The 25,460-nt window shown below is 65.2% G+C and carries 26 protein-coding genes; 10 read left to right on the top strand and 16 right to left on the bottom strand.

Going from position 1 to position 25,460, the window contains the following annotated elements; all coding sequences use genetic code 11:
- Nucleotides 1–26 precede the first annotated feature (26 nt).
- Nucleotides 27–293: a glycine zipper 2TM domain-containing protein gene (locus tag OYT13_RS17040; protein ID WP_017234241.1), complete on the bottom strand. Its 267-nt coding sequence runs from the start codon at nt 291–293 to the stop codon at nt 27–29.
- 779 nt (nt 294–1,072) lie between these two features.
- Here OYT13_RS17040 and OYT13_RS17035 point away from each other — a divergent pair.
- On the top strand, nt 1,073–1,747 hold the full coding sequence (locus OYT13_RS17035) for a TetR/AcrR family transcriptional regulator (RefSeq protein WP_261938183.1): 675 nt from the start codon (nt 1,073–1,075) through the stop codon (nt 1,745–1,747).
- Nucleotides 1,748–1,758: 11 nt separating this feature from the next.
- Entirely contained in the window at nt 1,759–2,715 is a 957-nt protein-coding gene (locus tag OYT13_RS17030) for a LysR substrate-binding domain-containing protein (RefSeq protein WP_017234238.1), read from the top strand.
- 210 nt (nt 2,716–2,925) lie between these two features.
- Here OYT13_RS17030 and OYT13_RS17025 read toward each other — a convergent pair whose 3' ends face one another.
- The 12 genes from OYT13_RS17025 to OYT13_RS16970 form a co-directional block, all read right to left on the bottom strand.
- Nucleotides 2,926–3,285: a helix-turn-helix domain-containing protein gene (locus tag OYT13_RS17025; RefSeq protein ID WP_017234237.1), complete on the bottom strand. Its 360-nt coding sequence runs from the start codon at nt 3,283–3,285 to the stop codon at nt 2,926–2,928.
- 212 nt (nt 3,286–3,497) lie between these two features.
- Nucleotides 3,498–4,208: an ABC transporter ATP-binding protein gene (locus OYT13_RS17020; protein WP_017234236.1), complete on the bottom strand. Its 711-nt coding sequence runs from the start codon at nt 4,206–4,208 to the stop codon at nt 3,498–3,500.
- Nucleotides 4,205–4,975 carry an ABC transporter ATP-binding protein gene (locus OYT13_RS17015; RefSeq protein ID WP_017234235.1) on the bottom strand — a complete coding sequence of 257 codons (771 nt, stop codon included), beginning with the start codon at nt 4,973–4,975 and terminating at the stop codon, nt 4,205–4,207. Before OYT13_RS17015 ends, OYT13_RS17020 begins: the two co-directional genes overlap by 4 nt.
- Nucleotides 4,972–5,946, bottom strand: a complete 975-nt coding sequence (locus OYT13_RS17010) for a branched-chain amino acid ABC transporter permease (RefSeq protein ID WP_017234234.1) — start codon at nt 5,944–5,946, stop codon at nt 4,972–4,974. The genes OYT13_RS17015 and OYT13_RS17010 overlap by 4 nt, the downstream gene beginning before the upstream one ends.
- Nucleotides 5,947–5,954: 8 nt before the next feature.
- Nucleotides 5,955–6,875: a branched-chain amino acid ABC transporter permease gene (locus OYT13_RS17005; RefSeq protein WP_017234233.1), complete on the bottom strand. Its 921-nt coding sequence runs from the start codon at nt 6,873–6,875 to the stop codon at nt 5,955–5,957.
- Nucleotides 6,872–7,744, bottom strand: a complete 873-nt coding sequence (locus OYT13_RS17000; protein ID WP_017234232.1) for an alpha/beta hydrolase — start codon at nt 7,742–7,744, stop codon at nt 6,872–6,874. The genes OYT13_RS17005 and OYT13_RS17000 overlap by 4 nt, the downstream gene beginning before the upstream one ends.
- Before the next feature lie 159 nt (nt 7,745–7,903).
- Complete coding sequence (locus OYT13_RS16995) at nt 7,904–9,097, bottom strand: ABC transporter substrate-binding protein (protein ID WP_017234231.1); 1,194 nt, start codon at nt 9,095–9,097, stop codon at nt 7,904–7,906.
- Nucleotides 9,098–9,306: 209 nt separating this feature from the next.
- Nucleotides 9,307–10,302 (bottom strand): amidohydrolase family protein, encoded by a 996-nt coding sequence (locus tag OYT13_RS16990; RefSeq protein WP_017234230.1) that lies wholly within the window; start codon nt 10,300–10,302, stop codon nt 9,307–9,309.
- A 37-nt stretch (nt 10,303–10,339) separates the two neighbouring features.
- A complete protein-coding gene (locus OYT13_RS16985) occupies nt 10,340–10,894 on the bottom strand; it encodes a 3-hydroxyanthranilate 3,4-dioxygenase (RefSeq protein WP_268566697.1) in 555 nt (184 codons plus the stop codon).
- Nucleotides 10,895–10,939: 45 nt separating this feature from the next.
- Nucleotides 10,940–11,374, bottom strand: a complete 435-nt coding sequence (locus OYT13_RS16980; protein WP_017234228.1) for a RidA family protein — start codon at nt 11,372–11,374, stop codon at nt 10,940–10,942.
- A gap of 88 nt (nt 11,375–11,462) precedes the next feature.
- On the bottom strand, nt 11,463–12,935 hold the full coding sequence (locus OYT13_RS16975) for a 2-hydroxymuconic semialdehyde dehydrogenase (protein ID WP_017234227.1): 1,473 nt from the start codon (nt 12,933–12,935) through the stop codon (nt 11,463–11,465).
- A 192-nt stretch (nt 12,936–13,127) separates the two neighbouring features.
- Nucleotides 13,128–13,694, bottom strand: coding sequence for an SRPBCC family protein (locus OYT13_RS16970; protein ID WP_261938187.1), 567 nt, complete (start codon nt 13,692–13,694; stop codon nt 13,128–13,130).
- A 314-nt stretch (nt 13,695–14,008) separates the two neighbouring features.
- Here OYT13_RS16970 and OYT13_RS16965 point away from each other — a divergent pair, with 314 nt between their 5' ends.
- The 6 genes from OYT13_RS16965 (at nt 14,009) to OYT13_RS16940 (ending at nt 19,875) form a co-directional block, all read left to right on the top strand.
- Nucleotides 14,009–15,052: a LacI family DNA-binding transcriptional regulator gene (locus OYT13_RS16965; protein WP_017234225.1), complete on the top strand. Its 1,044-nt coding sequence runs from the start codon at nt 14,009–14,011 to the stop codon at nt 15,050–15,052.
- A 186-nt stretch (nt 15,053–15,238) separates the two neighbouring features.
- Entirely contained in the window at nt 15,239–16,252 is a 1,014-nt protein-coding gene (locus tag OYT13_RS16960) for an extracellular solute-binding protein (protein ID WP_017234224.1), read from the top strand.
- A 55-nt stretch (nt 16,253–16,307) separates the two neighbouring features.
- Nucleotides 16,308–17,132, top strand: coding sequence for an ABC transporter permease (locus OYT13_RS16955; RefSeq protein WP_268566696.1), 825 nt, complete (start codon nt 16,308–16,310; stop codon nt 17,130–17,132).
- Nucleotides 17,072–17,953: an ABC transporter permease gene (locus tag OYT13_RS16950; RefSeq protein WP_442796419.1), complete on the top strand. Its 882-nt coding sequence runs from the start codon at nt 17,072–17,074 to the stop codon at nt 17,951–17,953. Before OYT13_RS16955 ends, OYT13_RS16950 begins: the two co-directional genes overlap by 61 nt.
- Nucleotides 17,954–17,996: 43 nt before the next feature.
- The gene (locus OYT13_RS16945) at nt 17,997–19,040 is read left to right on the top strand and encodes an ABC transporter ATP-binding protein (protein WP_017234221.1); all 1,044 of its coding nucleotides are present in this window, start codon (nt 17,997–17,999) and stop codon (nt 19,038–19,040) included.
- A gap of 7 nt (nt 19,041–19,047) precedes the next feature.
- The gene (locus tag OYT13_RS16940) at nt 19,048–19,875 is read left to right on the top strand and encodes a phosphodiesterase (RefSeq protein WP_261938190.1); all 828 of its coding nucleotides are present in this window, start codon (nt 19,048–19,050) and stop codon (nt 19,873–19,875) included.
- Between the two features lie 106 nt (nt 19,876–19,981).
- Here OYT13_RS16940 and hmpA read toward each other — a convergent pair whose 3' ends face one another.
- The 3 genes from hmpA to OYT13_RS16925 all read right to left on the bottom strand — a co-directional run bounded on the left by hmpA (nt 19,982) and on the right by OYT13_RS16925 (nt 24,441).
- Entirely contained in the window at nt 19,982–21,184 is a 1,203-nt protein-coding gene (gene hmpA / locus OYT13_RS16935) for an NO-inducible flavohemoprotein (protein WP_268566694.1), read from the bottom strand.
- Nucleotides 21,185–21,507: 323 nt separating this feature from the next.
- Complete coding sequence (locus OYT13_RS16930; RefSeq protein ID WP_268566693.1) at nt 21,508–23,211, bottom strand: hypothetical protein; 1,704 nt, start codon at nt 23,209–23,211, stop codon at nt 21,508–21,510.
- A 153-nt stretch (nt 23,212–23,364) separates the two neighbouring features.
- A complete protein-coding gene (locus tag OYT13_RS16925; protein ID WP_261938193.1) occupies nt 23,365–24,441 on the bottom strand; it encodes a hypothetical protein in 1,077 nt (358 codons plus the stop codon).
- A 161-nt stretch (nt 24,442–24,602) separates the two neighbouring features.
- On the opposite strand from OYT13_RS16925, the gene OYT13_RS16920 reads away from it, so the two are divergent.
- Both OYT13_RS16920 and OYT13_RS16915 read left to right on the top strand, forming a co-directional pair.
- Nucleotides 24,603–24,743: a hypothetical protein gene (locus OYT13_RS16920; RefSeq protein WP_017234215.1), complete on the top strand. Its 141-nt coding sequence runs from the start codon at nt 24,603–24,605 to the stop codon at nt 24,741–24,743.
- A 38-nt stretch (nt 24,744–24,781) separates the two neighbouring features.
- Entirely contained in the window at nt 24,782–25,411 is a 630-nt protein-coding gene (locus OYT13_RS16915; RefSeq protein WP_017234214.1) for a DUF1415 domain-containing protein, read from the top strand.
- Nucleotides 25,412–25,460: the final 49 nt, after the last annotated feature.

The following is a 25,460-nucleotide window of genomic DNA, read 5'->3' as shown; positions in this document are numbered from 1 at the left end:
GCCGCCCGATGACGGGGAGACCGGTATCAACGGCGACGGCGGTCGTCCGTGATGACGTTACCGATCACGCCGCCGACGACGGCGCCCCCCACGGTCGTGCCCAGGTCGCCGCCGGAGATGAGGGCGCCACCCAGGGCGCCGACGCCGGCGCCAACTGCCGTATTACGCGATTCGCGTGGCGTCATGCCGCCGCAGCCGGCCAGCGTGCCGATCAATGCGGCCCCTGCGAGTACCGGGCCGGCCGAGCGTGACAGACGGGAGAGGTGCGAGATCCATCGTTGTGTAGTTTTCATGACGCATGACTCCTTCAAAGAGGGGGGCGTCGGGCCCCGGGTAATCGCAGGCATCGCCTGCCGTTCAATAACAGCGGTCGCTGACGGCGCAGGCTTGATACACGATCCATTTACGGTCGATGCGCAGTCCAATGCGGTATTGCGCGGTATTGCGCGGTATTGCGCGGTATTCGTATTCATGGCGTCTGTCGCCAGCGCTGATTGATTTAGGTTTGACGCAAGTTGCGGTATTTGGGTCGCCCGATCTTGTAAGACTTTGTAAAGCCCTTGGGTCGGGCGTGACGGTCGCGAACCTGTGAGCTCCACGGTGCTTTCTGTGCGATCGGTATATAAAATGCAGTCCGAAATAAATTGTGGACGTTCTGACGATGCGGAGGGCGACACCAGCGACGCTGGCGCACGCACCATCGCGCATGTTCCTGTGCTTGTGCGACGCCGCGGGCGGATGTCGTCGTAAAGCGGAGCTGTCGAAAGCGTGACATCGAAATTGTTCAAGTTTGAAATGTCTCGGCCGGCGGCTTTAAAAGCCGCCATTCATGCCGGAAGGTGCGGAATGCGCGGAGTATGCGATTACGCGGCGTATTACGCGATGTCTGTCATCGCAAATCGCGCTGAATGCGTTGAAACCATCGGGAAAGTCCGGGGGAGTATTTGCGCTTAGTTTTCGCCGCAAGCTGCGTTTGCGCTGGCATACTGTGCCCGCTGAAGTTCGGTACTGAATTCAGCGATTGTTGAGACAAATCGATTGAGGTGCTCGGCCTATCCGCGCAAGCTTATCCATGCCACAAGTCAAGAAAGAAGACATTCGTCTGGCCATTTTGGAAGCATCGCATGCCCTGTTTCTCGACAAGGGCTATGTCGAAACGACCATGGTGCAGATCGCAAAGCGTGCCGGCATTTCCCACGCGAACATCTACAGCTACTTCACCGCAAAGTTGCAGGTCTTCTTCTGCGTCTACGAAACCTGGTTCAAGGCGCGCATTACCTTGCTCGAAGCCGAGGTGATGGCGGCACACGGCGCCCATGCCCGCATGCGCACCCTGCTCGACGGCCTGCTGGTCCAGATGCCGAGACTCGACAACGGCTTTTCGCACAACCTGGTGCAGGCGCTGGCCACCGTCCGCCCGGGCGATCCGTACGACGCATCGCTGCTGCGCTGGTTTCGCGAGCATCTGTCGGGCATGCTGGCGGCAGTCGCACCGAGCCTTGCGCGCGATAGCGTGCGACGTGCGCGTCTGGTGGATATGCTTGTGCTGACGTTCGACGGATGCCTCGTCAACCATCATGTCAATCCGGCGTCCCTGCCGGACGCCGCGATGCTGGAGGAGTACGTCGTCGCATTCCTGCCGGGCGAACCTGCCGAGTCTGACGCGGCTGCGTCGGTGGCGCCCGCGGCGCAGGGCGTGCCGGGGGCGGGGGCGGTGATACCGTCCGGCTCCGCGGCGGCGGCCTGAACGGCACGCCGATGCGCTCGCTGCCCTGGACCTCCCTCAATCTCGGACGAAAGCTCAAGTTCCACCAGCTTCAGGTGTTTGATCGCGTGCTCGAGACGGGCTCGCTCGTGCGCGCGGCCAACGAAACCGGTCTCACACAACCGGCCGTGAGCAAGATCGTGCACGAGCTGGAATCGTGTTTCGAAGGACCGCTCTTCGTACGCAGTAATCGCGGCATGCAGCCTACGGAACTGGGCGAACTGCTCGGGCATCGCGTGAAATCGCTGATGGCCGAGCTGCGCTACCTCACGGACGAAGTGAATGCGTTCAGCGCAGGTACCAGTGGACACGTCATCGTCGGTACGCTCATCTCGGCCGCCGCGGATCTTCTCCCGCGCACGATTGCGATGCTCAAGTCGCGGACCCCGGGCGTACTGGTCACAGTGCGTGAAGCGACGACCGCGCAACTCTTCCCCGCGCTGGCCAGCGGCGATCTGGATATTGTCGTGGGCCGTCTGCCCGAGCGGGCATTGCCTGTCGCGAACGCCTTCGCCCTGACGCACGAAGTGCTCTTCAACGAATCGCTCAGCGTAGTCGGTGGGGCGCGTCACTGGCCACAGGGGCCGGCGCGCGTGCCGCTTGCGCAGTTGCGTGAAGGGGCGTGGATTCTGCCGGTGCCGGAATCGCCGTCGCGGCTCGCTGCCGAGCGGCTCTTCCACGATGCGGGGCTGGCATTGCCCGAGGACGTCGTCGAGTCGCTCTCGGTGCTGACCAACATCGGCTTGATGCTGGAGACCCCGCGAGTAGCGCTGATGCCGCGTGTGGCGGCCACGCCGTTCGTGGAATCGGGATTGCTGCGGGTGCTGGCCGATACCATGCCCGGCAGCTTCGGCGATGTGGGGTATTCGCTGCGTGCCGACAGGCCGCCGAGCCCGGCTTGTGAGCGCTTCGTCGCCTGCCTTCGCGAAGCGTGCGGCCTCAGGCCGTAGCGCCTTCCTGCCGATGTCGCCAAAACGAAGGGCGGCATGCCGGTGCATCGGCGTGCCGCCCTTTGCGATGGGCCGGCGCATGAACCTGCCCACGCGCCCCAACGGTAACGCGAACTGCCGACGCGGCGAATGGCGTGAACGCAATCGCGACACTTGCGAAACCCTGCAGCGAAGCCACCACGGATGCGATGACGATCGTGCGAATGCGGGTCAGAGACGTGCGAGCGACGAGACTAGCCCGGGGTTCTGTTGCACGAGCCGAATGAGGCAGGCGGCCTGGGCATTGGGGCGCGCGCGACCCTGCTCCCAGTTCTCCAGCGTGCGCGGATTCGTACGCAAGTAGTGCGCGAAGACGTTACGCGACATGCCGAGATGCTTGCGCAGGGCGAGCAATTCGTCGGGAAAAACTTCAAGTTTCGGAAGCGGTGTGCGCGGCAGCTCCTTGATATTGAGCGGAAGATCCGCAGGCAGGCCGTTCTTGACGTGCGCCGGTTCGGCAGGCGGTGGCGCACCGGTGTCCTGAGAGAGCAGCCAGCGGAAGGGATTCGAAGGCGTATTGGAGTAAGCCATAGTCCTACCCGGGTGTCGGTGTTAAGTGAAGGGATAAGCACGCTTGCGAAGTCAATCAAGCGGAACCGATTGCACCACAGAGTTCTACTGGGTGCTTTCACAAAACACTCCGGATTTTCGCGTATGACACCCATCGAGGACCAAGCACCCCGCCGAAACGAGGTGCCGTAGAGTGTACGCAAAACGGTGCGGTACGCAGCGTGGCGCGTGCCTCAAACGCCCAGATACGCCTGTAATTCCGGCAACGCGCGACGCAGGCTTGGCGAGTCGCCTTGCCAAGCTACACGGCCTTTGTCGACGATGTAGTGGCGATCGCCGAGTTCGAGCATCGGTGCAAGGTTCTTGTCGATGCACAGGATCGACAGACCGCTGCCTTTGAGTTGCTTCAGGCACTGCCAGATTTCACCCCGAATGAGCGGTGCCAGCCCCTCCGTCGCTTCGTCGAGAATGAGTAATTTCGGATTCGTCATCAGCGCGCGGCCGATCGCGAGCATCTGCTGCTCGCCGCCGGACAGGTTGCTGCCGAGGTTTTTCTCGCGTTCGCGCAGCCGCGGAAACAGGGCGTAGATGCGCTCCAGTGTCCACGGCGAGCGCGCACCATGACGATTGCTGGCGGTGGCCACGAGGTTCTCGCGCACTGTCAGCGTGGGGAAAATCTGGCGTCCCTCCGGCACGAGCCCCATGCCCGCGCGCGCGATACGGTGCGACGGGCTGGCGTGCACCGGCTGTCCGTCGAACACGATTTCGCCACGGGCAGGGCGCATGAGGCCTGTCATCGACTTGACCGTGGTCGACTTGCCCATGCCGTTGCGGCCGAGCAGCGTGACGAACGCCCCCCGCTCGATGTCGAGTTGCATGCCGAACAGCGCCTGACTCGCGCCGTAGTATGACTCGACGCCAGACAAAGACAACAAGGGGCTCATGCGGTCGCTCCCAGCATTTCGTTGCGGGTGTCATCCCCGAGATAGGCTTCGCGCACGCCCGCGTCGTTGCGGATCGTGTCGGCGTTGCCGCAAGCGATGGCGCGCCCGTAGACGAGCACGGTGATGCGGTCGGCCAGGGCGAAGACCGCGTCCATGTCGTGCTCCACCAGCACGATGGCGTAATCGCCCTTGAGATCGGCGAGCAGATGCGTCATCTGTTCGGACTCGGCCTGCGACATGCCGGCCATCGGCTCGTCGAGCAGCAGCAGTTTCGGGCGTCCCGCGAGCGCCATGGCCAGTTCGAGCTGACGATGTTCGCCGTGGGCAAGCGCGCTGGCGGGCACGTGCATGCGCGCGGCCAGTCCGGTGCGCGCCAGGATCTCGCGCGCCGGCTCGACGAGCGCCGCTTCGCGAATGGCTGGCCGCCAGAAGCCGAAGCTATGGCCTTGCATCGCCTGCACGGCCACGAGCACGTTCTCCAGCGCGGTGAATTCTCGAAACACCGACGTGATCTGGTACGAGCGCGCGAGCCCCGAGCGGGCGCGCTGCTCGATCGGCATGGCCGTGATGTCGTGTCCGTCGAAATGGATGCTGCCTTCGTCGGCGCGAAGCTCGCCGGCCAGTTGGCCGATGAGCGTGCTCTTGCCGGCGCCGTTCGGGCCGATGATGGCGTGCAGCTCCCCCGGCGCGACATCCAGGCAAAAGTGATCGGTGGCGATCAGCCCGCCGTAGCGTTTGACCAGTTGGTCGACTTGAAGCAGGGTCATGCCTTGCCCTCCACGGTACGGGCGCGCCGGGCGAGCCGCACCTGCAGGTCGCCGAGCAGGCCATACAGGCCGCGTCGCGACACCAGCACCGCCACGACGATGAGCGGCCCGAAGATAATCATCCAGTGCTCCGTCATGCCCTTGAGCCATTCCTCGATCAGCAGCATGGCGGCGCTGCCCAGTACCGGCCCGAAGAACGATCCCAGCCCGCCGAGGACGACCATCACGATCAACTCGCCCGACGCCGTCCACGCCATGTAAGCGGGCGAGACGAAATGCGTGAGGTTGGCGTAGAGCATGCCCGCCACGCCGCAGGTCATGGCGCTGATGATGTAGGCCACCAGCTTGTAGCGCAGTGTCGGATAGCCGAGCGCGCGCATGCGGCGATCGTTTTGGCGCGCACCGCGAATGACCATGCCGAAGCGCGCATCGACCAGCCGGCGACCGGCCCATACGCACAGGCACAGCACGGCGAACGCCACGTAATACAGCGTGGCGGGGTCGTCGAGCGTCATGCTGCCGAAGCGGCTGCCGGCGGTGACCGGCAGGCCGTCGTCGCCGCCGTATTGCCTCAGGCCGACGGCGAGGAAGTAGAACATCTGGGCGAACGCCAGCGTAATCATGATGAAGGCGATGCCGGTCGTGCGCAGCGAGAGCAGACCGGTGACGGCGCCGACGACGGCACACAGCAGCAGCGTCGCCCCGAGATGCAGGAAGCCGTTGTCGATGCCGTGATAGCTGAGAATGCCGACGACATACGCGCCCAGCCCGAGATACAGCGCGTGGCCGAAACTCACCATGCCGCCGTAGCCGAGAATCAGATCGAGCGAGACGGCCGCGATGGCGAACACCACAATGCGCCCGAACAGGGTGAGATAGAACGGTTGCTGGGCAAACGTCGCGTAGAGGGGCACCAACGCCAGCACGGCGAGCAACAGCAGCGGCACGGCGGTGCGAAGATTGAGTTTCATTTCCATCGTCAACCGTGTTTGACCGGGAAGAGACCTTGCGGACGCACAGCAAGCACGGCGGCCATGACAAGGTAGATGAGCATCGAAGCGAGCGCGGGCCCGGCGGTGTCGGCGGTGCTGCGCTCCATGAGGCTGCGCAGCAGCGTGGGCAGGGCAGTGCGTCCCACGGTGTCGACCACGCCGACGATCAGCGCCGCGAGAAATGCCCCGCGCACCGAGCCGATGCCGCCGATCACGATCACGACCATCGTCAGGATCAGAATCGGCTCGCCCATGCCCGGCTGCACCGACAGGATGGGGCCGGCCATGAGCCCGGCGATCCCGGCGAGAATCGCGCCCAGTCCGAACAGCAGCGAGTTGAGCAGCACGATGTTCACGCCGAGCGCGCCGACCATCTGGCGATGGGTCGACCCGGCGCGGATCAGCATGCCGATGCGCGTGCGGTGAATCAGCAGATAGCAGCCCAGCGCCACGGCCAGCCCCACCACGATGATCAGGAAGCGATACGCCGGATACGCGAGGCCGAACAGATCCACCGTGCCGGCGAGCCAGTCGGGCACTTCCATGTAATACGGCGACGGCCCCCAGATCATGCGCGCGAGCTCGTTGAAGAACAGGATCAGACCGAAGGTGGCCAGCACCTGATCGAGGTGATCGCGGTCGTACAGCGTCTTGAGCGCGACGAATTCGACGATCAGGCCGATCACGAGCATTGCGGGAACGATGGCGATCGCGGCGAGCGCGAACGATCCCGTATGGTTGTACACGGTGGCGGCGATGAACGCCCCGATCATATAGAGCGAACCGTGTGCGAGGTTGACGAAGTTCATGATGCCGAACACCAGCGTGAGCCCGGCCGCCATCAGGAACAACAGCACCCCGAGTTGCAGCCCGTTCAGGCACTGCATGACGAAAAGCGTCAGACTCATGCGGCCTCCCGGGGTAGCCCCATCAGGCGAAAGATGGCTTGCGTGAGCGGACTGGCGGTGTCGTTGAGCGTGAGCACGATATCGAAGTGATTGGTGCCGGGCATCGGGACATAATCACCTGCGAAGCCACGGGCGCGCCATGCCGCGAGATAGTCCTCGCTCTGGCGCTTGAATTCCGCCGTCTCGCTCTCGCCGTAGGACACCACGATCGGGCAGCCGTGCGCGGGCAGATGGAAGTGGGGGCTGTTGCGATGCGCGTCGTCGGCGGACAGCTTCATCCAGTCGTTGATGTGCGTGAACGGAATCGGCGTGAGATCGAACAGGCCGGAGAGCGGGGCGGCGCCGGCGACGACGTCGTGGGGCACGCCGTAATCGGCGTGCCAACCCTGAGCGAGCAGCATGCCCACGAGGTGGCCACCGGCCGAGCTGCCGCACACGTGGATGCGGCGGGCGTCGCCGTGGTGTTCGCCAATGTGCCGGTGCACCCAGGCCAATGCACGGCGCGTCTGGTCGACGATGGTATCAAGCGAGGCGCCGGGCGCAAGCGAATAGTTGATCGTGACGACCGTCGCGCCGGCGCGTGTGAAGGCGGGCGCCATGTTGCTCGAATCGTCCTTGCCGAGCGCGCGCCAGTAGCCACCGTGAACAAAGAAGAAGACGGGGGCGTCGGGGACCGGTGACGGGAAGATGTCGAGCGTCTCGTCGGGGTGATCGCCGTAGGCGACATCGAGGACGCAGGGCGTGGTCGCGCGGGCGTGCGCGCTCTCGGTGGCGTACTGCGTCAGGATGTCGAGAACGTTGGGCGTGGTGGCGCGAGCGTTGTACTGAACGTCCAGCTCGGCCTCGTCGAAATTGCGGTAGCGCTTCATAAACCCTCGATCGTGCTCAGGTACGGCTCGGGTCGTGCACCTGCAGTGCCGCCGGCCTATCGCGTGGTATCGCGCCCGCCCGGGACGGCCGGGCGGCGCGTCGGCAACGGCGGGCATCGTCCGCGTCGAACCGCACGCCGGCGATGCCCGCCCGTCGCCTTACGACTTGATCTTGCACTGCGCGGCCAGGTCGGCGCGCGTCTTGATCTGAATCTGCCCCTTGGTCGCGAACCGGGCGCCGTTGGCGTCCTTCACGACATCCACGCGGTAGAACTGCGCCACGGGGAACTGGTTGCTGGCGAACTTGAACGGCCCGCGCACCGACGAGAAATCGGCCGCCTTGAGTGCGGCGCGCAACGCTTCGCGATCCGCCACGTTGCCCTTGGTCTTCGTGAGGGCCGAGTCGATCAGGTTGGCGGCGTCGTAGGACTGCGCGGCATACATCGACGGCACGCGGTTGTATTTCTTCTGGAAGGCCGCCACGAACTGCTTGTTCTGCGCGTTGTCGAGATCGGGCGAGTACGGGGCGCTGGTGATGGCGCCGACCGCCAGTTCCTTGAGCGCGGGCAGGGTCGAGCCGTCGATGGTCGACACGGAGATCAGCGGAATCTTGCCGAGCAGCCCGGCCTGACGGTATTGCTTGACGAAGTTCACACCCATGCCGCCTGGATAGAACACATAGACGGCGTCGGGCTTGGCGGCCTGCAACTGGGCGATTTCGGCCGAGTAGTCGGGCTGGTTGACCTGTGTGTACACCTCGTCGACGATCTGGCCCTTGTAGTCGCGCTTGAAGCCGTTCACGGCGTCGCGTCCGGCCTGATAGTTCGGGGCCATCACGTACATCTTCTTGTAGCCCAGGTCGCTCGAGAGCTGGCCACCGGCCTCGTGCAGTTCGTCGTTATCCCACGACGTCGAGAAGAAGTTCGGCGAGCATTGCGCGCCGGCAATCGGGGTCGGCCCGGCATTCGAGCCGACCATGACCACGCCCGCATTCGTCACGGTCTTGTGAATGGCCATCATGACGTTCGAGAACGTCACGCCGGTGATGAGCGACACCTTGTCGCGCTCCACCAGCTTCTGCGCGGCCTGCACGCCGACGTCGGGCTTGAGCTGGTCGTCTTCCTTGATCACCTGCACCGGCACGCCGCCCAGTTTGCCGCCCTTTTGCTCGATGGCGAGCATGAAGGCGTCGTACTGATCCTGGCCGAGCGCGCCGCCCGGGCCGGAGAGCGTGCCGATGAAGCCGATTTTCACCTGGGCGTGCGCGCCGCTCGAGGCGAATATCGCCGCGCCGGCGGCAAGGGCGCCGAGCACGGCGATGGCTTTGCGTTGCGTGGTCTTCGTTCCCGTCATCATGGTCTCCAAACTTAGTTCCAAAACAGGCAAACACTTTCCGCAGAGGACTCGCGCCGGGAGACTTGACCGCTTCTTCACGTCGGTCATCGCAGGCCAGGCGCGTCAGACTACCTAAATTGTTTAAGCATCAAATATTTAAGTGCCCAGCGTAAACGACGCCTTTTACGTAGGCAAGCGATTTCAAAAACACCTCGGGAAAGCACCAGTTACAGGCCGAAGAACTCGCGGGCGTTCGCGGCCAGAATGCGGTGGCGAGCCACGTCGTCCAGATCGGGCTGCTCGGCCACCAGGCGGCCGATGTCCTGCTCGCCGAGCGGGAACGGATGATCCGAGCCCAGCATGATGCGTTCCGAGCCCAGGGTGTCGACCAGCAGGCGCAAGGCGCGCGGGTCGAACACGGCGCTGTCCACGTAGAAACGATCCAGATAATGGGACGGCGGATGCGGGCTGTCGGCACGCACGATGTCGCGGCAATGCCAGGCATTCTCGGCACGGCCAAGCAGATACGGGAACGCGCCGCCGCCGTGAGCGAAGCACAGCTTGAGCGAGCGGGGCAGACGCTCGAACGCGCCCGAGAGGATCAGCGAGAGGATCGAGAGCTGCGTCTCGGCAGGCATGGCGACGAGCCACGGCATCATCCATCGCTTCATGCGGCCGTCGGTCATCATGTCCCACGGATGCACGAGCACGGGGATGTGTTCGTTGCCGCAGTGCCGCAAGAAGGCCACGAGCTGTTCGTCGTCCAGGTCCTTGTCGCCGAGATGGTTGCCGATCTGCACGCCGACGTGGCCGCTCGCCTTGGCGCGCGAGGCTTCCGCGCAGGCCAGATCGAGGTTCTGCAGCGGTACTTGCGCCATCGCCTTCAGGCGCGACGGCGCGTAGGCACAGTGCTCGAGCGCCAGATCGTTCATGCGCTGCACCCAGTCAATGACTGCGTGCCCGTCGTAGCGATAGCCGAACATGATCGGCGTGGCACAGACCACTTGCAGGTCGATGCCGTGACGGTCGAGTTCTTCGACGCGCAGCGCGGGGTCCCACAGCGCGCGGTAGACCGGTCGGAAGGCGCGGTCGTCGATCATGATGTTGCCGGTCTCGCCGCCGTCGTCGATGCGCAGCCACGGCGCGGTAGCGGGGTCAAGGCGGGCCGCCTCGTCCCGCGTGATGCGCGGGAAGAAGTGGGCGTGCATGTCGATTTTCTTCATGATGTAACGGGTAAGGGGCTGGGCGCGGCGTCGCGAATCAGGCCGACGCCGGTGCCGTAGTCGTGGGTTGCGCGGCGCGGCCCGGGTGGATCTCGCCGCAACTCGGGCAGCGGCGCAGCGATTCGGTGCCGTAGAACGTTTCGAACAGCGGCGGCAGGTCGGTCACAATGCTCTTGAGCTGCACTTCCACACGGTGAACCAGCGTGCCGCATTGGAGGCAGTACCACTCGAAGCCGTCGAGCAGGCCGGGCGGGCGCTGGCGTTCGATCACCAGGCACAGGCTTCCCGCTTCGGGCCGCTGCGGCGAGTGGCGCACATGCGGCGGCAGCAGGAAGATGTCGCCCTCCTTGAGGTCGATGCGCTCCGGGCGGCCGTCGATCCACAGATTGACCCACGCGTTGCCCTTGAACTGATAGAAAAACTCCTCGAGCGGGTCGTCGTGATAGTCGGTGCGATGGTTCGGTCCGCCCACCACCGTCACGATGAAATCGCTGTCCTGCCAGACCTGCTGATTGCCGACGGGCGGCTTGAGCAGTGACGCGTGATCGTCGATCCAGCGCTGGAAATTGAAGGGCTTGCCATACGTCAACATGCTGTCTCCCGGGTCATGCGGCGTCAGGTGGAGTCTCGGGGTGCTTCAGCGCGAACGCGGCGCGTAGGCCACGCACTTGATTTCGATAAGCAGCAACGGATGCGGCAACTGGTGGACGGCCACCGTGGTACGCGTCGGCCCGCTCTCGTCGAAATACTCGCCGTACACAGCGTTGTAGCCGCCGAAGTCGTTCATGTTCACGAGGAACGCGCCGACTTCGACCACGTCGGCGAGGGTGGCGCCTTCGCTGGCGAGAATGTCGCGAATGTTTTCAATGACGGCGCGCGTCTGCTCACGAATGTCGAGCTGCGTCACGCCCAGCGCATCGACCTGCGCACCGGCGTAGGTGTTGTCCGGGCGGCGCGAACTGGTGCCCGAGACGAACAGAAAGTCGCCGGCGCGCTTGATGTGCGGGAACTTGCCGCGCGGCTTGGCCTTGCCGGCCACCACGCGGGCCTGCGTGTCTTGCGATGCGCTCATGTGTCGTCAGTCTCCGTTGTGCCTTGTTCTTGGGACGGCGCACGGGTGCGGGGGGCTCGACCCCCATCGATACCCCCGCACCGTCGCCTCACAGTTTGATGCAGATGTTGGTGATTTCGGAATAGAAGTCGAGCGAGTGGCGTCCGCCTTCGCGGCCCAGTCCCGAGCGCTTCACGCCGCCGAACGGCGTGCGCAGGTCTCGCAGGAACCAGGTGTTCACCCACACGAGCCCCGTCTGGAACTGACGCGCCACGCGATGCGCGCGCGACAGGTTCGTTGTCCATACGCAACCGGCAAGTCCGTACTCGCTGTCGTTGACGCGGCGAATCACTTCGTCCTCGCGATCGAACGGGGCGACGTGGCACACGGGGCCGAAGATCTCCTCGCGGACACAGCGCGCCGTATCGGGCAGGCCGGTCCAGACCGTGGGTTGGACGAAGGCGCCGTCGTCGCGGGCATCGCCGAAGGCGGGCACGCCGCCGCCGGTCACGACCGTCGCGCCTTCTTCCACCGCCAGACGATAGTAAGCGAGCACCTTCTCTCGATGTTTGCGAGACACGAGCGGACCCATCTGCACGCCGATGGCGTCGGGCGCGTCGATGCGCAACGCGGCGGCACGCTCGGCCAGCGCGGCGACGAAACGGTCGAAGATCGGTCGCTCGACATAGACGCGCTCCGAACACAGGCACACCTGACCCGCGTTGGTGAACGACGAGCGAACCACGCCATCGAGCGCGCGCTCGAAGTCGGCGTCCGCGAACACGACAGCGGCGTTCTTGCCGCCCAGTTCGAACGAGATTTCCTTCACGCCGTCGGCCACGGCCTTCATGATCGCGCTGCCGGTCCGCGACTCGCCGGTAAAGGTGATCGCCGCTACGTCCGGGTGTTTCGTCAGGTGTTCGCCGGCCGAGTCCGGGCCGAAGCCGTGCACGAGGTTGAAGACCCCGGGCGGCACGCCGGCGGCGTCCATCACCTCGGCGAGCAGGGTGGCGGAAGAGGGCGTTTCTTCGGACGGCTTGGCGACCACGCAGTTGCCCATCGCCAGCGCGGGGGCCACCTTCCATGTGAAGAGCAGCAGCGGCAGGTTCCACGGCGAGATGATGCCGATGACCCCGAGCGGTTTGCGCGTGACGTAGCTCATGACGTCGCCCCCGTCGGCGGCGCGCATGTCGTACATCTCGGTGCCGGCCGTCTTGACGAGATCGGCGAACATGCGGAAGTTGGCGATGCCGCGTGCGATGTCGAGGGTGCGGGCCTGTTCGACGGGGCGGCCCGTGTCGGCCACTTCGGCCGCGACGAAATCGTCGAAGCGCGCCTGGATGCCGTCGGCGATCCGATGCAGCACCGCGGCGCGCTCGGCGGGCGTGGTGTTGCCCCACGGCCCGTCGTGCAGGGCACGGCGCGCGGCGCGCACGGCGCGATCGACGGTAGCGGCGTCGGCTTCGCAAACCTTCGCGACGAGCCGCCCGTCGACAGGGCTGACATTATCGAACTGGCGATCGGTGGCAATGAACGCGCCATCTACGTAGTGCCGCAGCAGCGGCGGAGTCGCAAGGCTCACGAGGTCTCCTGGAGCAGGGTGTTTTGCGGGGTGGCGAGGGCGAGAACGCCAGGGCACAACCGCCGGATGCCCTCCAGTCTAGGCATCTGGCTATATAAAAAATAATGAAAACTATCGTGGCGTCTATTCCTGATTGGAATAGCAAGGGGCAGCAGGGAACAGAAAGGGGGCAGCGGGGAACAGCAGCCAGGCTCAGTGGTGCGCGTCGTGGCTCATCCGTGCGCGCGCCTCGCGCAGGTCACGCGCCTCGCGCGCTTCGCCGATGGCGGCGGGCGGCAGGTCGGTGTCGAGGCACTCGACCAGATGGGCGTTGAGCAATGCCGCGAGACCTTCGCCGCCACGTCGCATGACGTAGTTGTGATTCCAGCGGAACAGCGGACGGGCAATGGGCGCGAGCTTGTTCATCCAGGCGCGCTCCGTATGCACGTCCCAGGCATAGCGCACCGCCGTGATCGGCCCTTCCGTGTCGAAGCGCCACACGCCGGTGCCCTCCAGCTCGCCTGACGCGACACTGCGCACCTCGCGCATCGGGTCGACGTGCGTGACGCGCGTCTCGATGGTGAGCGAGTAGGGCAGCGCACCGTGCCAGGTCAGCACACGCACCGCGCCCACGCCTTGCGCGTCGCCCGGATCAAGCGTGCGCACGTCGCGCACGCACGGCCACCACCGTGCCCAGTGGTCGACGTCGCGAATCGCGTCCCAGACTTCGTCCAGCGGCGCGGTGAGCCGCCACAAGGTGAGGAAGTGATAGTCGTTCATGGCCGATCCCGGTCGTGGAGGGAGAGGGTGCCGTCATGCCCCTTCGGGCTGGGGAATTTCAGTATAGGCGGCATCCCGGGGGCCGGCGTGCCGCTGCTCATGTCGACCACGCCGGGCAATGCGAGCCAGGGCTGGACGGGCGAATTGCCGGCGGTGTCTGCCCGTTGTCGTTCCTTGTCATTTTTTGGGCGATGTCATGAATCCATCACATTGTCTCCATAGAATCCCGAAGTGAAAACGTTTTCGTAAACGTTTACATTTGCAAAAAATCCGTCAACGGCGAGTATCGACGGTACGACACAAGGGAGACGAGCGTGGCAGATATCCGGGACGTGGCGCAGCGCGCGGGGTGTTCGATTGCGACGGTGTCGCGCGCGCTCAATTCACCTCGGTTGGTGCGTCCCGAGACACTGGCGCGCGTGCAGGCGGCCGCCGCCGAGCTCAAATTCCGTCCCAATGCACTTGGCCGTCAGTTGCGCGGCGAGCGCACCGGACTGATCGGCGTGATGCTGCCCACGCTGGGCAACCCGGTCTTTGCCGATTGCCTGGAAGGCATTGAAGCCGCCATTGACGGCACGGGCCGACGGTTGTTGCTCGTTACCACCCAATACGACCCGGAGCGCGAGCGCAACGCCATCGAGACCTTGCTGCAACAGCGCGTTGATGGCCTGCTGCTGACGCTGGCCGACGCCGAGCACAGCGCGCTGCTCGACGATATCGCGGCGGAGGGCGTGGCGTGCCAACTCGTCTATAACGATGCGCCGGAGCGTCCATGCGTCTCCGTGGACAATCGGACCGCTGCCGCGCAGGGGGTGGCCATGCTGATCGAGGCGGGTCATCGCGACATCGTGATGGTGACGGGCGCGTTGCATGCTTCCGACCGCGCCAAGCGCCGCTATCTCGGCTACGGCGATGCCATGCAGGCCGCTGGGCTGACGCCGCGGCCGGCCTTTGAGATCGACTTCAACAGCGGGGCCCGTGGCGAGCGGGTGCGCGAATGGCTGGCGCAGCGCGAGCGCGACGGCGCGCGTCCCACGGCACTTTTTTGCTCCAACGATCTGCTCGCCCTTGGCGTGATGCGCGCCCTGCGCGAGGCGGGGCTGCGAGTGCCCGACGATATGTCGGTGCTGGGCTTCGACGGGCTGGGGGTGGGCGAGCTGCTTTCGCCGACGCTGGCGACTGTCGTACAACCGAGTGTGGACATCGGCCGTCACGCGGCGCAACGTTTGCTCGCCCAGATCGACGCGCGCGTCGGCGCGACGCCCTCGCACGACGCCTCACTGAGCCATGCGCTGATTCTGCCGCACGAGATTCGTCGCGGCGGCACGGTGTCGGCACCGCCGCGCCGGCGGGGGTGAGACGCGCCATCGAACGGTATTGCACGGTTTTGAAGGGAACGTAGTAGCAAGGAAAGCGGCCGACGACTGGCTCCGGAAAGAGAGTTCAGCGCCGGCCGAGGCAATCAGGCATCCGGGCATGAGGCCCGCACTTATCCGGCGGCACGTGAGTTCCGCCAACGCTCAGACATTCAGGAGCTTACCAACATGAAGCTTTGGATCACCCGCGCCGCCCGCACGCTGGCGCTGTTCACCCTGCTCGGCGCTGGCGCCGCGCAGGCCCAGCAGACGGCCATCTGCTACAACTGCCCGCCGGAATGGGCCGACTGGGCCGGTCAGGTCAAGGCGATTGCACAAGACACCGGCATTCGCGTGCCGCTCGATAACAAGAACTCCGGCCAGGCCGTTGCGCAATTGATCGCCGAGCAGAAAGCGCCGGTGGCCGACATTGTGTATCTGGGCATCACGTCTGCCATCGAAGCGGCGAAGAAGGGCCTGCTCGCGCCGTACAAGCCGGCGAACTGGGATCAGGTGCCGGCCGCCATGAAGGATCCGAACGGCATGTGGACGACGATCCATTCGGGCACGGTCGGCTTCTTCGTGAACCGCGACGCGCTGGAAGGCAAGCCGGTGCCGCGTTCGTGGGCCGACCTGCTCAAGCCGGAATATCGCGGCATGGTGGGTTACCTGGATCCGAGCAGCGCATTCGCCGGCTATGCCGCCGCGATTGCCGCCAATCAGGCGCTCGGCGGGTCGATGGACAACTTCGGTCCGGCCATCAGCTATCTCCAGAAGCTCAAGGCGAACGCGCCGATCGTGCCTAAGCAAACGGCGTATGCGCGCGTGCTCTCGGGTGAGATCCCCATCCTGATCGACTTCGATTTCAACGCCTACCGTGCCATCTACAAGGACCACGCCAACGTGCAGTTCGTGATCCCGAAGGAAGGCACCGTGTCGCTGCCGTACGTGATCGCGCTCGTGAAGAACGGCCCGCACCCGGACAACGGCAAGAAGGTGATCGACTACACGCTGTCCGACAAGGGCCAGGCGCATTGGGCGCAAGCGTTCCTGCGTCCGGTGCGCGCGAGCACGATGCCGGCCGAGGTCGCCGCCAAGTTCTTGCCCGCGAGCGACTACGCGCGGGTGAAACCGGTCGATTTGCAGAAGCTCGCCGCGCAGCAGGACGCGTTCGGTCAACAGTATCTGAAGAACGTGCGCTAAGCACGCAGGGTCGTTTCGCCCTGATGTTCAACGAGGAAGAGGAGCAAAACAAGCGATGCGTGACCTGACTCTGCCGCGCGGCTGGCGCGTGGCACTGCTGCTGCCGGCGCTGGCGGTCTTTCTGGCGTTCTGGCTGTTGCCAATGGCTGCCCTGGTGCAGGTGAGCGCCGACGGTCACGCGTTCGAGACCTATCGCGCCATTCTCACCAATGCGCGTTATCTCGACAGCCTGTGGCAGACCATCGCGCTCTCGGCGCTGGTCACCCTTGCCACGCTGGCGTTATCGCTGGTGGCGGGCCTCTTCCTCACCCGTCACGACTTCCTGGGGAAATCGGCGCTCGTATCGATGCTGACCCTGCCGTTGGCGTTCCCCGGCGTGGTGGTCGGCTTCATGGTCATCATGCTGGCGGGGCGTCAGGGGCTCATCGGTGAACTCTCGGCGAAACTCCTTGGCCACAAACTCGTGTTCGCGTACTCGCTCACCGGGCTCTTCATCGGCTACCTGTATTTCTCGATTCCGCGCGTAATCCTCGCCGTGATGGCCGCGGCGGAGTCGCTCGATCACTCGCTCACGGAAGCGGCCGCGTCGCTGGGCGCCGGGCCGTTCGCCATCGCGCGCGACGTGACGCTGCCTGCGTTGGCGCCGGCGCTGATCGCGTCGGGCGCGATGTGTTTCGCCACCTCGGTCGGCGCATTCGGCACGGCTTTTACGCTGGCCACCGACATCGACGTGCTGCCCATGACCATCTACACCGAGTTCACGCTCAACGCCAACGTGGCGACGGCGGCGGCGCTCTCGGTGGTGCTCGGCGTGGTGACGTGGGCGGTGCTCATGCTGGCCCGCAATTTCACGGGGCAGGCGGTTGCCGCCGGAGGTTGATTCGCATGCTCAAGAAAACGCTTTTCACGCTGCAACTGCTGCTCACGCTGCTGATGTGTGCGTTCCTGCTGGTGCCGGTGGGTATGTCGATACTTGCCGGGCTGTCGGTGAACTATTTCCGGGGGCCGTCGGCCGGCCTCACGTTCAAGTGGGTGATCCAGGTCTGGCAGGACTATCACGACGCGATTCTGAATTCGCTGTACGTCGGCGCCGCCACGCTTGTGCTGGTGACGCTGCTCGGGGTGCCGGCCGGTTACGTGCTGGCGCGCTGGCGCAGCCGCGTGGCGCGCTGGATCGAGGAGCTGCTGACGTTGCCCATCGCGCTCCCCGGGCTGGCCAGTGCGCTCGCGCTGATCAGCGTGTATGGCGGCATGCGCGGCTTCCGCGAGAGTCTCGCGTTCATTGTCGTGGGTCACGTCATCTTCACGCTGCCGTTCATGGTGCGTGCCGTGTCGGCGGCATGCGCCGACGCGCGCATCAAGCTGATGGAGGAGGGCGCGGCAAGCCTCGGCGCGGGTTTCCTGCGGCGCTTCACGACGGTGGTGCTGCCCAACATCCGCAGCGAGATCGTGGCGGCCGCACTCATCGTGGTGACGCTCTCGCTCGGCGAATTCAACCTGACATGGATGCTGCACACGCCCGACACGAAGACGCTGCCCGTGGGGCTGGCGGACGCTTACGCGTCGCTGCGCCTGGAGATCGGCAGCGCGTACACGGCGGTGTTTTTCGTGATGATCGTGCCGTTGCTGGTCGTCATGCAGATGACGGCGCAACGGGCCAAAGTGTCGAACGGGAAAACGTCGGCGCGTGGCCGCACTTGATCCGGCGGATGCGAGTACGCCACCGAATGCTTAGGATATGACGATGAAACTGACTTCCATCCCAATTCATCTCGAACGCTGTGCCAAGACGTTTCACGGCACCACGGTGTTGCAGCCCCTCGATCTGACGATCGGCGCGGGCGAGACGCTGGTGCTGCTCGGCCCGTCGGGGTGTGGCAAGACCACGACCCTGCGCATGATCGCCGGACTCGAGCGGCCCGACGCCGGCGGCCGCGTGCGCTTCGGCGACGAAGACGTCACGCGTCTGCCCATCGAGAAGCGCCGCGTGGGGATGGTGTTCCAGAACTACGCGCTGTTCCCGAACTTCACCGTGCGCGGCAACGTCGCGTACGGCCTGAAGCTGCGAGGCCTGCCGTCCGCGCAGATCGACAAGCGCGTGAACGAGCTGCTCGACCTCGTGCAGCTCACGCCGTTCGCCGAGCGCGCGATCGCGCAGCTCTCGGGCGGTCAGAAGCAGCGCGTGGCGTTGGCGCGCGCGCTCGCGCCGGAGCCTCGCGTGTTGCTGCTCGACGAGCCGCTCACGGCCCTCGACGCCAAGCTGCGCGAGACGGTGCGCGCCGATATGGATCGTCTGCTGCGTGGCCTGGGGGTCACAACCGTGTATGTCACCCACGACCAGGACGAGGCGATGGCGTTGGGTGATCGCATCGTGGTGATGAGCGCGGGGCGCATCGAGCAGATCGGCGCGCCGCGAGACATCTACTACCAACCGGCCTCTCGCCATGTCGCCAACTTTGTCGGCACGATCAACCGTCTGGCCGGCGTGTGGCGCGAGGGACATTTCCATCTGGAAGGCGGACGTTTTGCCTGCCCGAATGTGCGTGCCGACGTGCAGGAGTTGTACTTCCGCCCGGAAGATGCGGTGGTCGTGCCGGCGGACGATGCAGCGCTCGTCGGCCGTATCGAGGAAGTACAGTTTCTCGGCGACCGTACCCGACTGACGCTGGGCGGCGTGTCCGCCGCGGGGTCGGTGCTGGTCGAAGTGTCCAGCCGTCGCGCATGCCGCGTCGGCGAACAGGTCGGGTTGTCGCTGCCCGCCGCCCATGTCTTTTCGCTTCACGGATAAACTGCCCATGCTGTTCGCACAAATCAGCGACCTTCACATCAAACGGCCCGGCAAGCTGGCCTATCGGCGCGTGGATACCGCCGCCTATCTCGAACGCTGCGTGGCGCGTCTGAATACGCTGGTGCCGCGTCCCGAATTCGTTGTGCTGACGGGCGATCTCGTCGATTTCGGTGCGCGCGAGGAATATGAGCACCTGCGTCGTTTGCTCGCGCCGTTGCAGATCCCGTACTACCTCATCATCGGCAATCACGACGGTCGCGACGCACTGCGCGAGGTGTTTCCCGAGCACACGTATCTCGGCGAGCCGGGCAGCTTCGTGCAGTACACGGCGACGCTCGGCGCGCTGCGGCTCGTGGCGCTCGATACGCAGGACCCGCCCAACGGCGGTGGGCGCTTGTGCGACCAGCGTCTGCAATGGCTCGAAGCGGTGCTCGCCAGCGATACCGCCACGCCGACGGTGATCGCCATGCACCATCCGCCTTTCGCGTGTGGTATCGAGCACATGGATGCTCAGGCGCTCGATGCCGCCGATGCGGCGAAGCTCGCCGACGTGGTGCGCCGTTTCGACAACGTCGAGCGATTGATTTGCGGTCACGTGCATCGGCCGATTCATACGCGCTTTGCCGGCACGATTGCGAGCGTATGCCCGTCACCGGCCCACCAGGTCGCGCTCGATCTGCGCGAGGGCGGACCGTCCGCGTGGGCGCTCGATCCGCCGGCGTTCCAACTGCATCGATTCACGCCGCAGATCGGACTGGTCTCGCATCTGGCCTTCGTCGACGATGCGGGCGGCTCGCATCCGTTCTATGACGCCTCGGGCGCCTTGATCGACTGAGGTGTCATCGGCGGCGGCCCGCGCGGCGGGGGCACTGCATCTCGATGACAAAACGACACGAGGCCCCCAGATTCGGGGGCCTCGTGTCGTTTACCGCGGGGCTGGATCAGAGCAGGTGATCGAGCGCGTCCGGACCGAAGACTTCACGATGCAGACGCTCAGCCGGCACGCCGGCGTCGCGCAGGGCGCGCCATTGCGTCTGCATGAACGGCACCGGGCCGCACAGCAGGTAATCGGCGTTGGCAGGCAGTGTGAGGCGCGAGATGTCCATGCGGCCGGCGTAGCTGTAGTCGGCGCCTTCGCGTTCGTGGCTTTGCGGCGTTTCGAAGAACGTCGCCACGCGCAGGTTGGGCAGTTGCGTAGCCGCGAACGTCAGGTGACGGCGCAGAGCGACATGCGAGCCGTGGCGGGCGGCATGCGCGAACAGAATCTCGCGGCGCGACCCCTTGGCCGCCAGCGCGGCGACCATCGACATCATCGGCGTAATACCGACGCCGGCGCTGAGCAGCACGAGCGGACGAGCCTCGTCGAGCGACGTCGTGAACTCGCCGTACGGCGCGCTCACGAGCAGGCGGTCGCCGGCCTTCACATTCGCGTGCAGCCAGTTCGAGACCTGACCGGCCGGCTTCGTTTCGTCGGCGGCCTCCGCCTTGACGGTGATGCGCCAGTGCGCGGCTTGCGGAGCGTCGGACAGACTATATTGACGGCGTTGTTGCAAGCCATCCGGCAGCGTCACCGAGACGCTCACATATTGTCCCGGGGAGAACTCACCCGGCGAGCCACCTTCGGGCGTGGTCAGGTAGTACGAGACGATGTGATCCGTTTCGCGGTCGACATCGGCCACCACCAGTTCGCGCAGCGCGCCCAGCGGCGAGTGCGTGCGTTCCGACAAACGGGCTTCGGCCGCGATCAGTTCGCCGGCGAGCAGCCAGTAGGCTTCGTCCCACGCGGCGATCAGTGCGGGCGTGGCGGCGTCGCCCAACACGTCCTTGATGGCACCGAGCAAATGGCGGCCAACGATCGGGTAATGCGACGGCGTGATGCCGACCGACACGTGCTTGTGCACGATACGCTCTAGCACCGGCCCAAGCGCTGCGGCGTTGTCGATGTTCGCGGCGTACGCGAACACGGCCGAGGCGAGCGACTGTTGCTGCGCGCCACTGGCTTGATTGCCCATGTTGAAGAGATTGCGCAGCTCAGGATGGGCATCGAACATGCTTGCGTAGAAGTGGCGCGTGATCGCAAGACCGTGCTCGCGCAAAACCGGAACACTCGCATCGATGTAGGGGCGGGAAGCTGCGGAAAGCATGGCAAAAACTCCTGAGTTTGTAAGATGCAATTCATATGCATCTTTTTTGTCGCACTTGTGGGTATTCCATCAGCACCGCCGGATCTCATTGTGCGGAAGATTCTCGGTGCGGCATTCGGTCGCCGGTGTCCCAGGGCTCACAACACGACCATCTCTTTAGGGACCCGGCGAGCGCATTATAAGATGCAAATTAAATGCATGTTATGGGGATGCGGCGTAATGTCGCATCGTCGCGACGGGCTGTCGCGCGATCGACACGGCCGAAGCGCCCGATCCGCCCGATCCGCCCGAAGCGCGCGATCCGCCGCATGTTGGGGCGCGCGCTATTGCCGTTGGGCGACCTTCTGTCGCGCGCTGTTGCGCGTCTCGGAGACGAACGCGAAGCTGGCCCGCACGAACCGGGTGCGCTCGGTGCTCAGGAACGAGAGTGCCGTATTTCCGCATCGATTGGGCCGGGTGGGATCGCCACCATACCGCAACGCTGTGCTCAGCATGTAGTCGGCCAGGATGGCGCTCTCACGCGTGCGGGTCGCGCCCGCCAGGGCGTGAATGAGCGTATTGCCGTCCGGCCCGCAGGCGTTGGCGTTCGGGTGGAGTGCGAGCAGCACTTCGGCGGCGCCGCAGTATCCCTGTCGGGCCAGCCACAGGACCGGGGGCGTGCCGTCGGTATGTCGTTGCCCGATGTCGACGCCGTCGCGCTGGAGCGACATCCCCAACTGGAAGATCGATTCGTGCGGCAGCAAGGGGTCGTGCCCCTGCGCGATGCGTCGATGCGCCTCGGCGGCCACGGCAATGACGAAGGGCGGTACATGACGGTTGGCGTTCTGGGCACCCGGCGCCGTGGAGGCCGACACGCCACGCCTTGCCCGCTCGCGAGCTTGCGCAATCATCGTCTGATTGAGCCGCAGGTACTGCGCAAGGCCGTCGCGAAGCAGTGCGCACGGCGTCGTGCCTTCCCGGTTGGGTTCGGCGGGATCGTGGCCGAATCGCAAGGCGAGGTTGAGCAGGAAAAAGGCGGAGACGGCGTGTTGCCGGAGGTGCGTCACGGCCGCGAGATAGTGCATGAGCGTATTGCCGTTGCGGTCGGGATGACTACCGCCCGCGCCGAGCGAAAGCAGGGCCTCTGCCGCGGCGCAATAGCCGTTCAGCGCGAGCAGCATGGCAGGGGGGGATCCGGTGCGGGAGCGCTGCGACAGATCGGCGCCATGTGACTGGAACATCGCGCCAAGTTGCTGATACGACACATGCGGGACGAGCAAATCGTGGCCCTCCGCATAGAGACGTTGGGCCTGGGCCGCCAGGGCGGTGGCCACGAGCGGCACACCGTTGACGGTGCGTTGATTGACGTCGGCGCCGTAGTTCAGCAGTGACGGCAACCATTCGGGCGCGACCTGGCTGCACACATGCGAGAGCGGGAGATGGACATCGCCCGCGACTTCGGACGCCGCGACGTCGTTGGTCGTGTCACGGCCGCAGGCGACGAGCACCCGGAGCGCCGCGGCGAGCGTCCCTGTCAGCTCGGCGGGGGCGTTCAGGATCGAATCGACAAACACGCTGAGGTAGCCCGATGGCGACGCGGCAAAACGGAGCCAGAGCCGCAGTCCTTCGTCGCTCAACAGCAAGGCGGCGTCCTCGGGGCGTAACCGGTCACGTCGTGTCCGGTCGATGAAGATGCCGGCGTCGTCGAGTTTGGCGAGGGTGCGGTCCTGCGCTGCCGTGCAGAACAGCGTGGCCATCGAAAAGGCCAATTCCTCGGGGCGGGACGCGCCGGAAATCAGGCAACTGTCGCGTAGCTCCCGGCCTGCCGTCGTGTTCAGGTTCATCAGTATTTCCCATGCCTGCTGCGGTGAGCATTGGCCGTCTTGTTTGGCGATCAGCAGGCGATCGAGCGTCATGTGGGACAGCGCCGAGGAGGCGGTGGCGACTGAACCGCTGGGGCCGATGTCAGAGGGCTTGGGCTGTGCTGCGGGACTCAGGCAAGCGGCCCCGCTACAAGCGGACGGCGTGGCCAGTGGTGATTGAGGCATGGAGAATAGGAGTGCAAAGCAATATGGGGGTGCGCATGTCGAGGCAAGCGCGATGCGGCAAGCCGCCGTCGCGCGACGCCATGTCGCATGGCGATGGCCGCCGCGCGACGGCGTGCGCGCCGGAGGACGGCGGAACTCGGGCCGGTGCGCGAACTAGATCAGTGCGCGAATCCGTCGACGCGCCGTGGTTCTGACGGTGTCGAGGTGCTGATCGCCGATCTGAGGGGCGGCGGGCAACGGTTCGGGGATCCACGAGCGCGGCGTTTGTCCTGCATGGTTGGCTCGGGTCATGTCGCCGCCGTAGCCGGACGCGACGACGAGGGCGTGTCGCGCGAGGCACGCGCAGTCGATCTTTACCGGGTCGTCCTGCAGGCGAACGATGTACGCGAGATGGTGCATCAGCGTGTTGCCGTTCCGGTCGGGGGCGTTCGGATCGGCGCCGGCGGCGAGCAGGGCTTCGGCGGCGCCGCAGAGCCCGTGGAGCGTGAGCAGGGCCGGCCCGGGCATACCATCGCGATTCGATTGTGCGAGATCCGCGCCTTGGCGCCTGAGCAGTTGTGCGAGTTGGTGCAGCGAGTCGTGCGGATCAAGGGGATCGTGATCGGCGGTGTACAGGCGAAGCGCTTGCGCGCGCATGGCGACCACCGTCAGCGGCATGCCTTGGTCGTTCATCTGCTCGGGGCACGCACCGAGTTGGAGCAGGCGGCGCAGCCATTGTGGGGCGGTCTGGCTGCACAAATGCGCGAGGGGATTGCGAGGGGCCGTGGCGGTCGGGTTCGCGGGCGTGGCGTCGGTCTTGTCGCGCCCGACCGCCACCAGCACGCGAAGGATTTTGTCGATGCGCGCGCGGCTTTTGGTGGTGGCTTCGCCGAAGACGTCGGAGCCGTCGAACACGCTCAGATAGCAGGTCGGCGACGCGGCGTATTGCAGCCAGAGTTTCAGGCCTTCGTCGCTTCGCAGCAGGGCGGCGTCGTCGGCGCGAAGTTGCCGGGCGCGGGCCGGTACGAGGAAGATGCCCACGTCAATCAAACGATCCAGCGTGCGCTCCTCCTCGGGCGTGTTGAGCAGGGTTGCCATTTGGAGGAACAATGGTCCGTTGGGGGAGGCGCTCTCGCAAGCGAGTCGTAGTTCGCGACCCGCATCGGCTTGGGGATCGACTATCGCACGCCAGATATCCTGCGTGCGATAGTCGCGCGACCGGCTTGCCGCGAGCAGTTGACTGAGTGTCATGCTCGCCAATGACGCTGTGTCGCGATGGTGGATACGCCGCACGGCCCCATTTTCGGCGGAGGGCGGAGCAGGCGAGAGAATTTCGGGCGTGCTGGCGGCGGGAGACGGGATGGACGACGGACCGGGCATAGTCGTTGGACGCGTGGCGGTGGGAAAACCGCATGGTGGCGCAGATGCCGTCGGGCCGTTTTGGCATTCGTGCCCCTGAATTATCGATGCTGAGCATGCTGGCGGACATGCGTGTTGGACGCGGTGGGAATTACAATGCGGTATTCATGATGAATCGCCAAGTGCCCGTATGACGCAGAAGACCTTTCCCGTCCCTGACACCACACCCCCCATGGCGCAAGCGCAAGCGCAAGACCATGAGGCTGTGATCGCGGCGACGCGTCATTGGCTCACGCGTGCGGTGATCGGGCTGAACCTTTGCCCGTTTGCGAAGGCGGTGCACGTGAAGGAGCAGATTCGCTACGTCGTGAGCGCCGCGCGCGACATGGAAGGGACGTTGCTCGATCTCGAACGCGAGTTGCAGTGGTTGGCGCAAGCCGATCCACAAGCCGTGGACACGACGCTGCTGATCATGCCGGGTGCGCTGCTCGATTTTCACGAGTACAACGACGCGCTGTTCTTCGCGCAGCGCATGCTCAAGTCGTTGCATCTCGAGGGCGAACTACAGATCGCGAGTTTTCATCCGGACTATCAATTCGAAGGTACCGCGCCGGACGACGTGGAAAACTACACGAACCGCGCGCCGTATCCGATATGGCATTTGCTGCGCGAGTCGAGCATCGATCGCGCAGTCGAAGCGTTCCCCGAGGCCGAGATGATCTTCGAGCGCAACGAAGCGCTCATGCGGCAGATGGGCGTGGCGGGCTATCACGCGTGGATGGCGCAGGCGGCGGAAGATGAAGATGGGGCGAATGATAATGCGGTCGATGGCGCGGCCGACGGCAGCCAAGCGAAGCGCTGAACCGCGAGGCGATCGCTCGCGTCCCGGTCGTGGTGTGGTGTGGCGGGAG

The sequence above is a fragment of the Pandoraea sp. XJJ-1 genome, assembly GCF_026802345.1.
Classification (GTDB): Bacteria; Pseudomonadota; Gammaproteobacteria; order Burkholderiales; family Burkholderiaceae; genus Pandoraea; species Pandoraea cepalis.
Note: the sequence above shows the minus strand (reverse complement) of the source record. Positions and strands in the feature narration are given on the sequence as shown.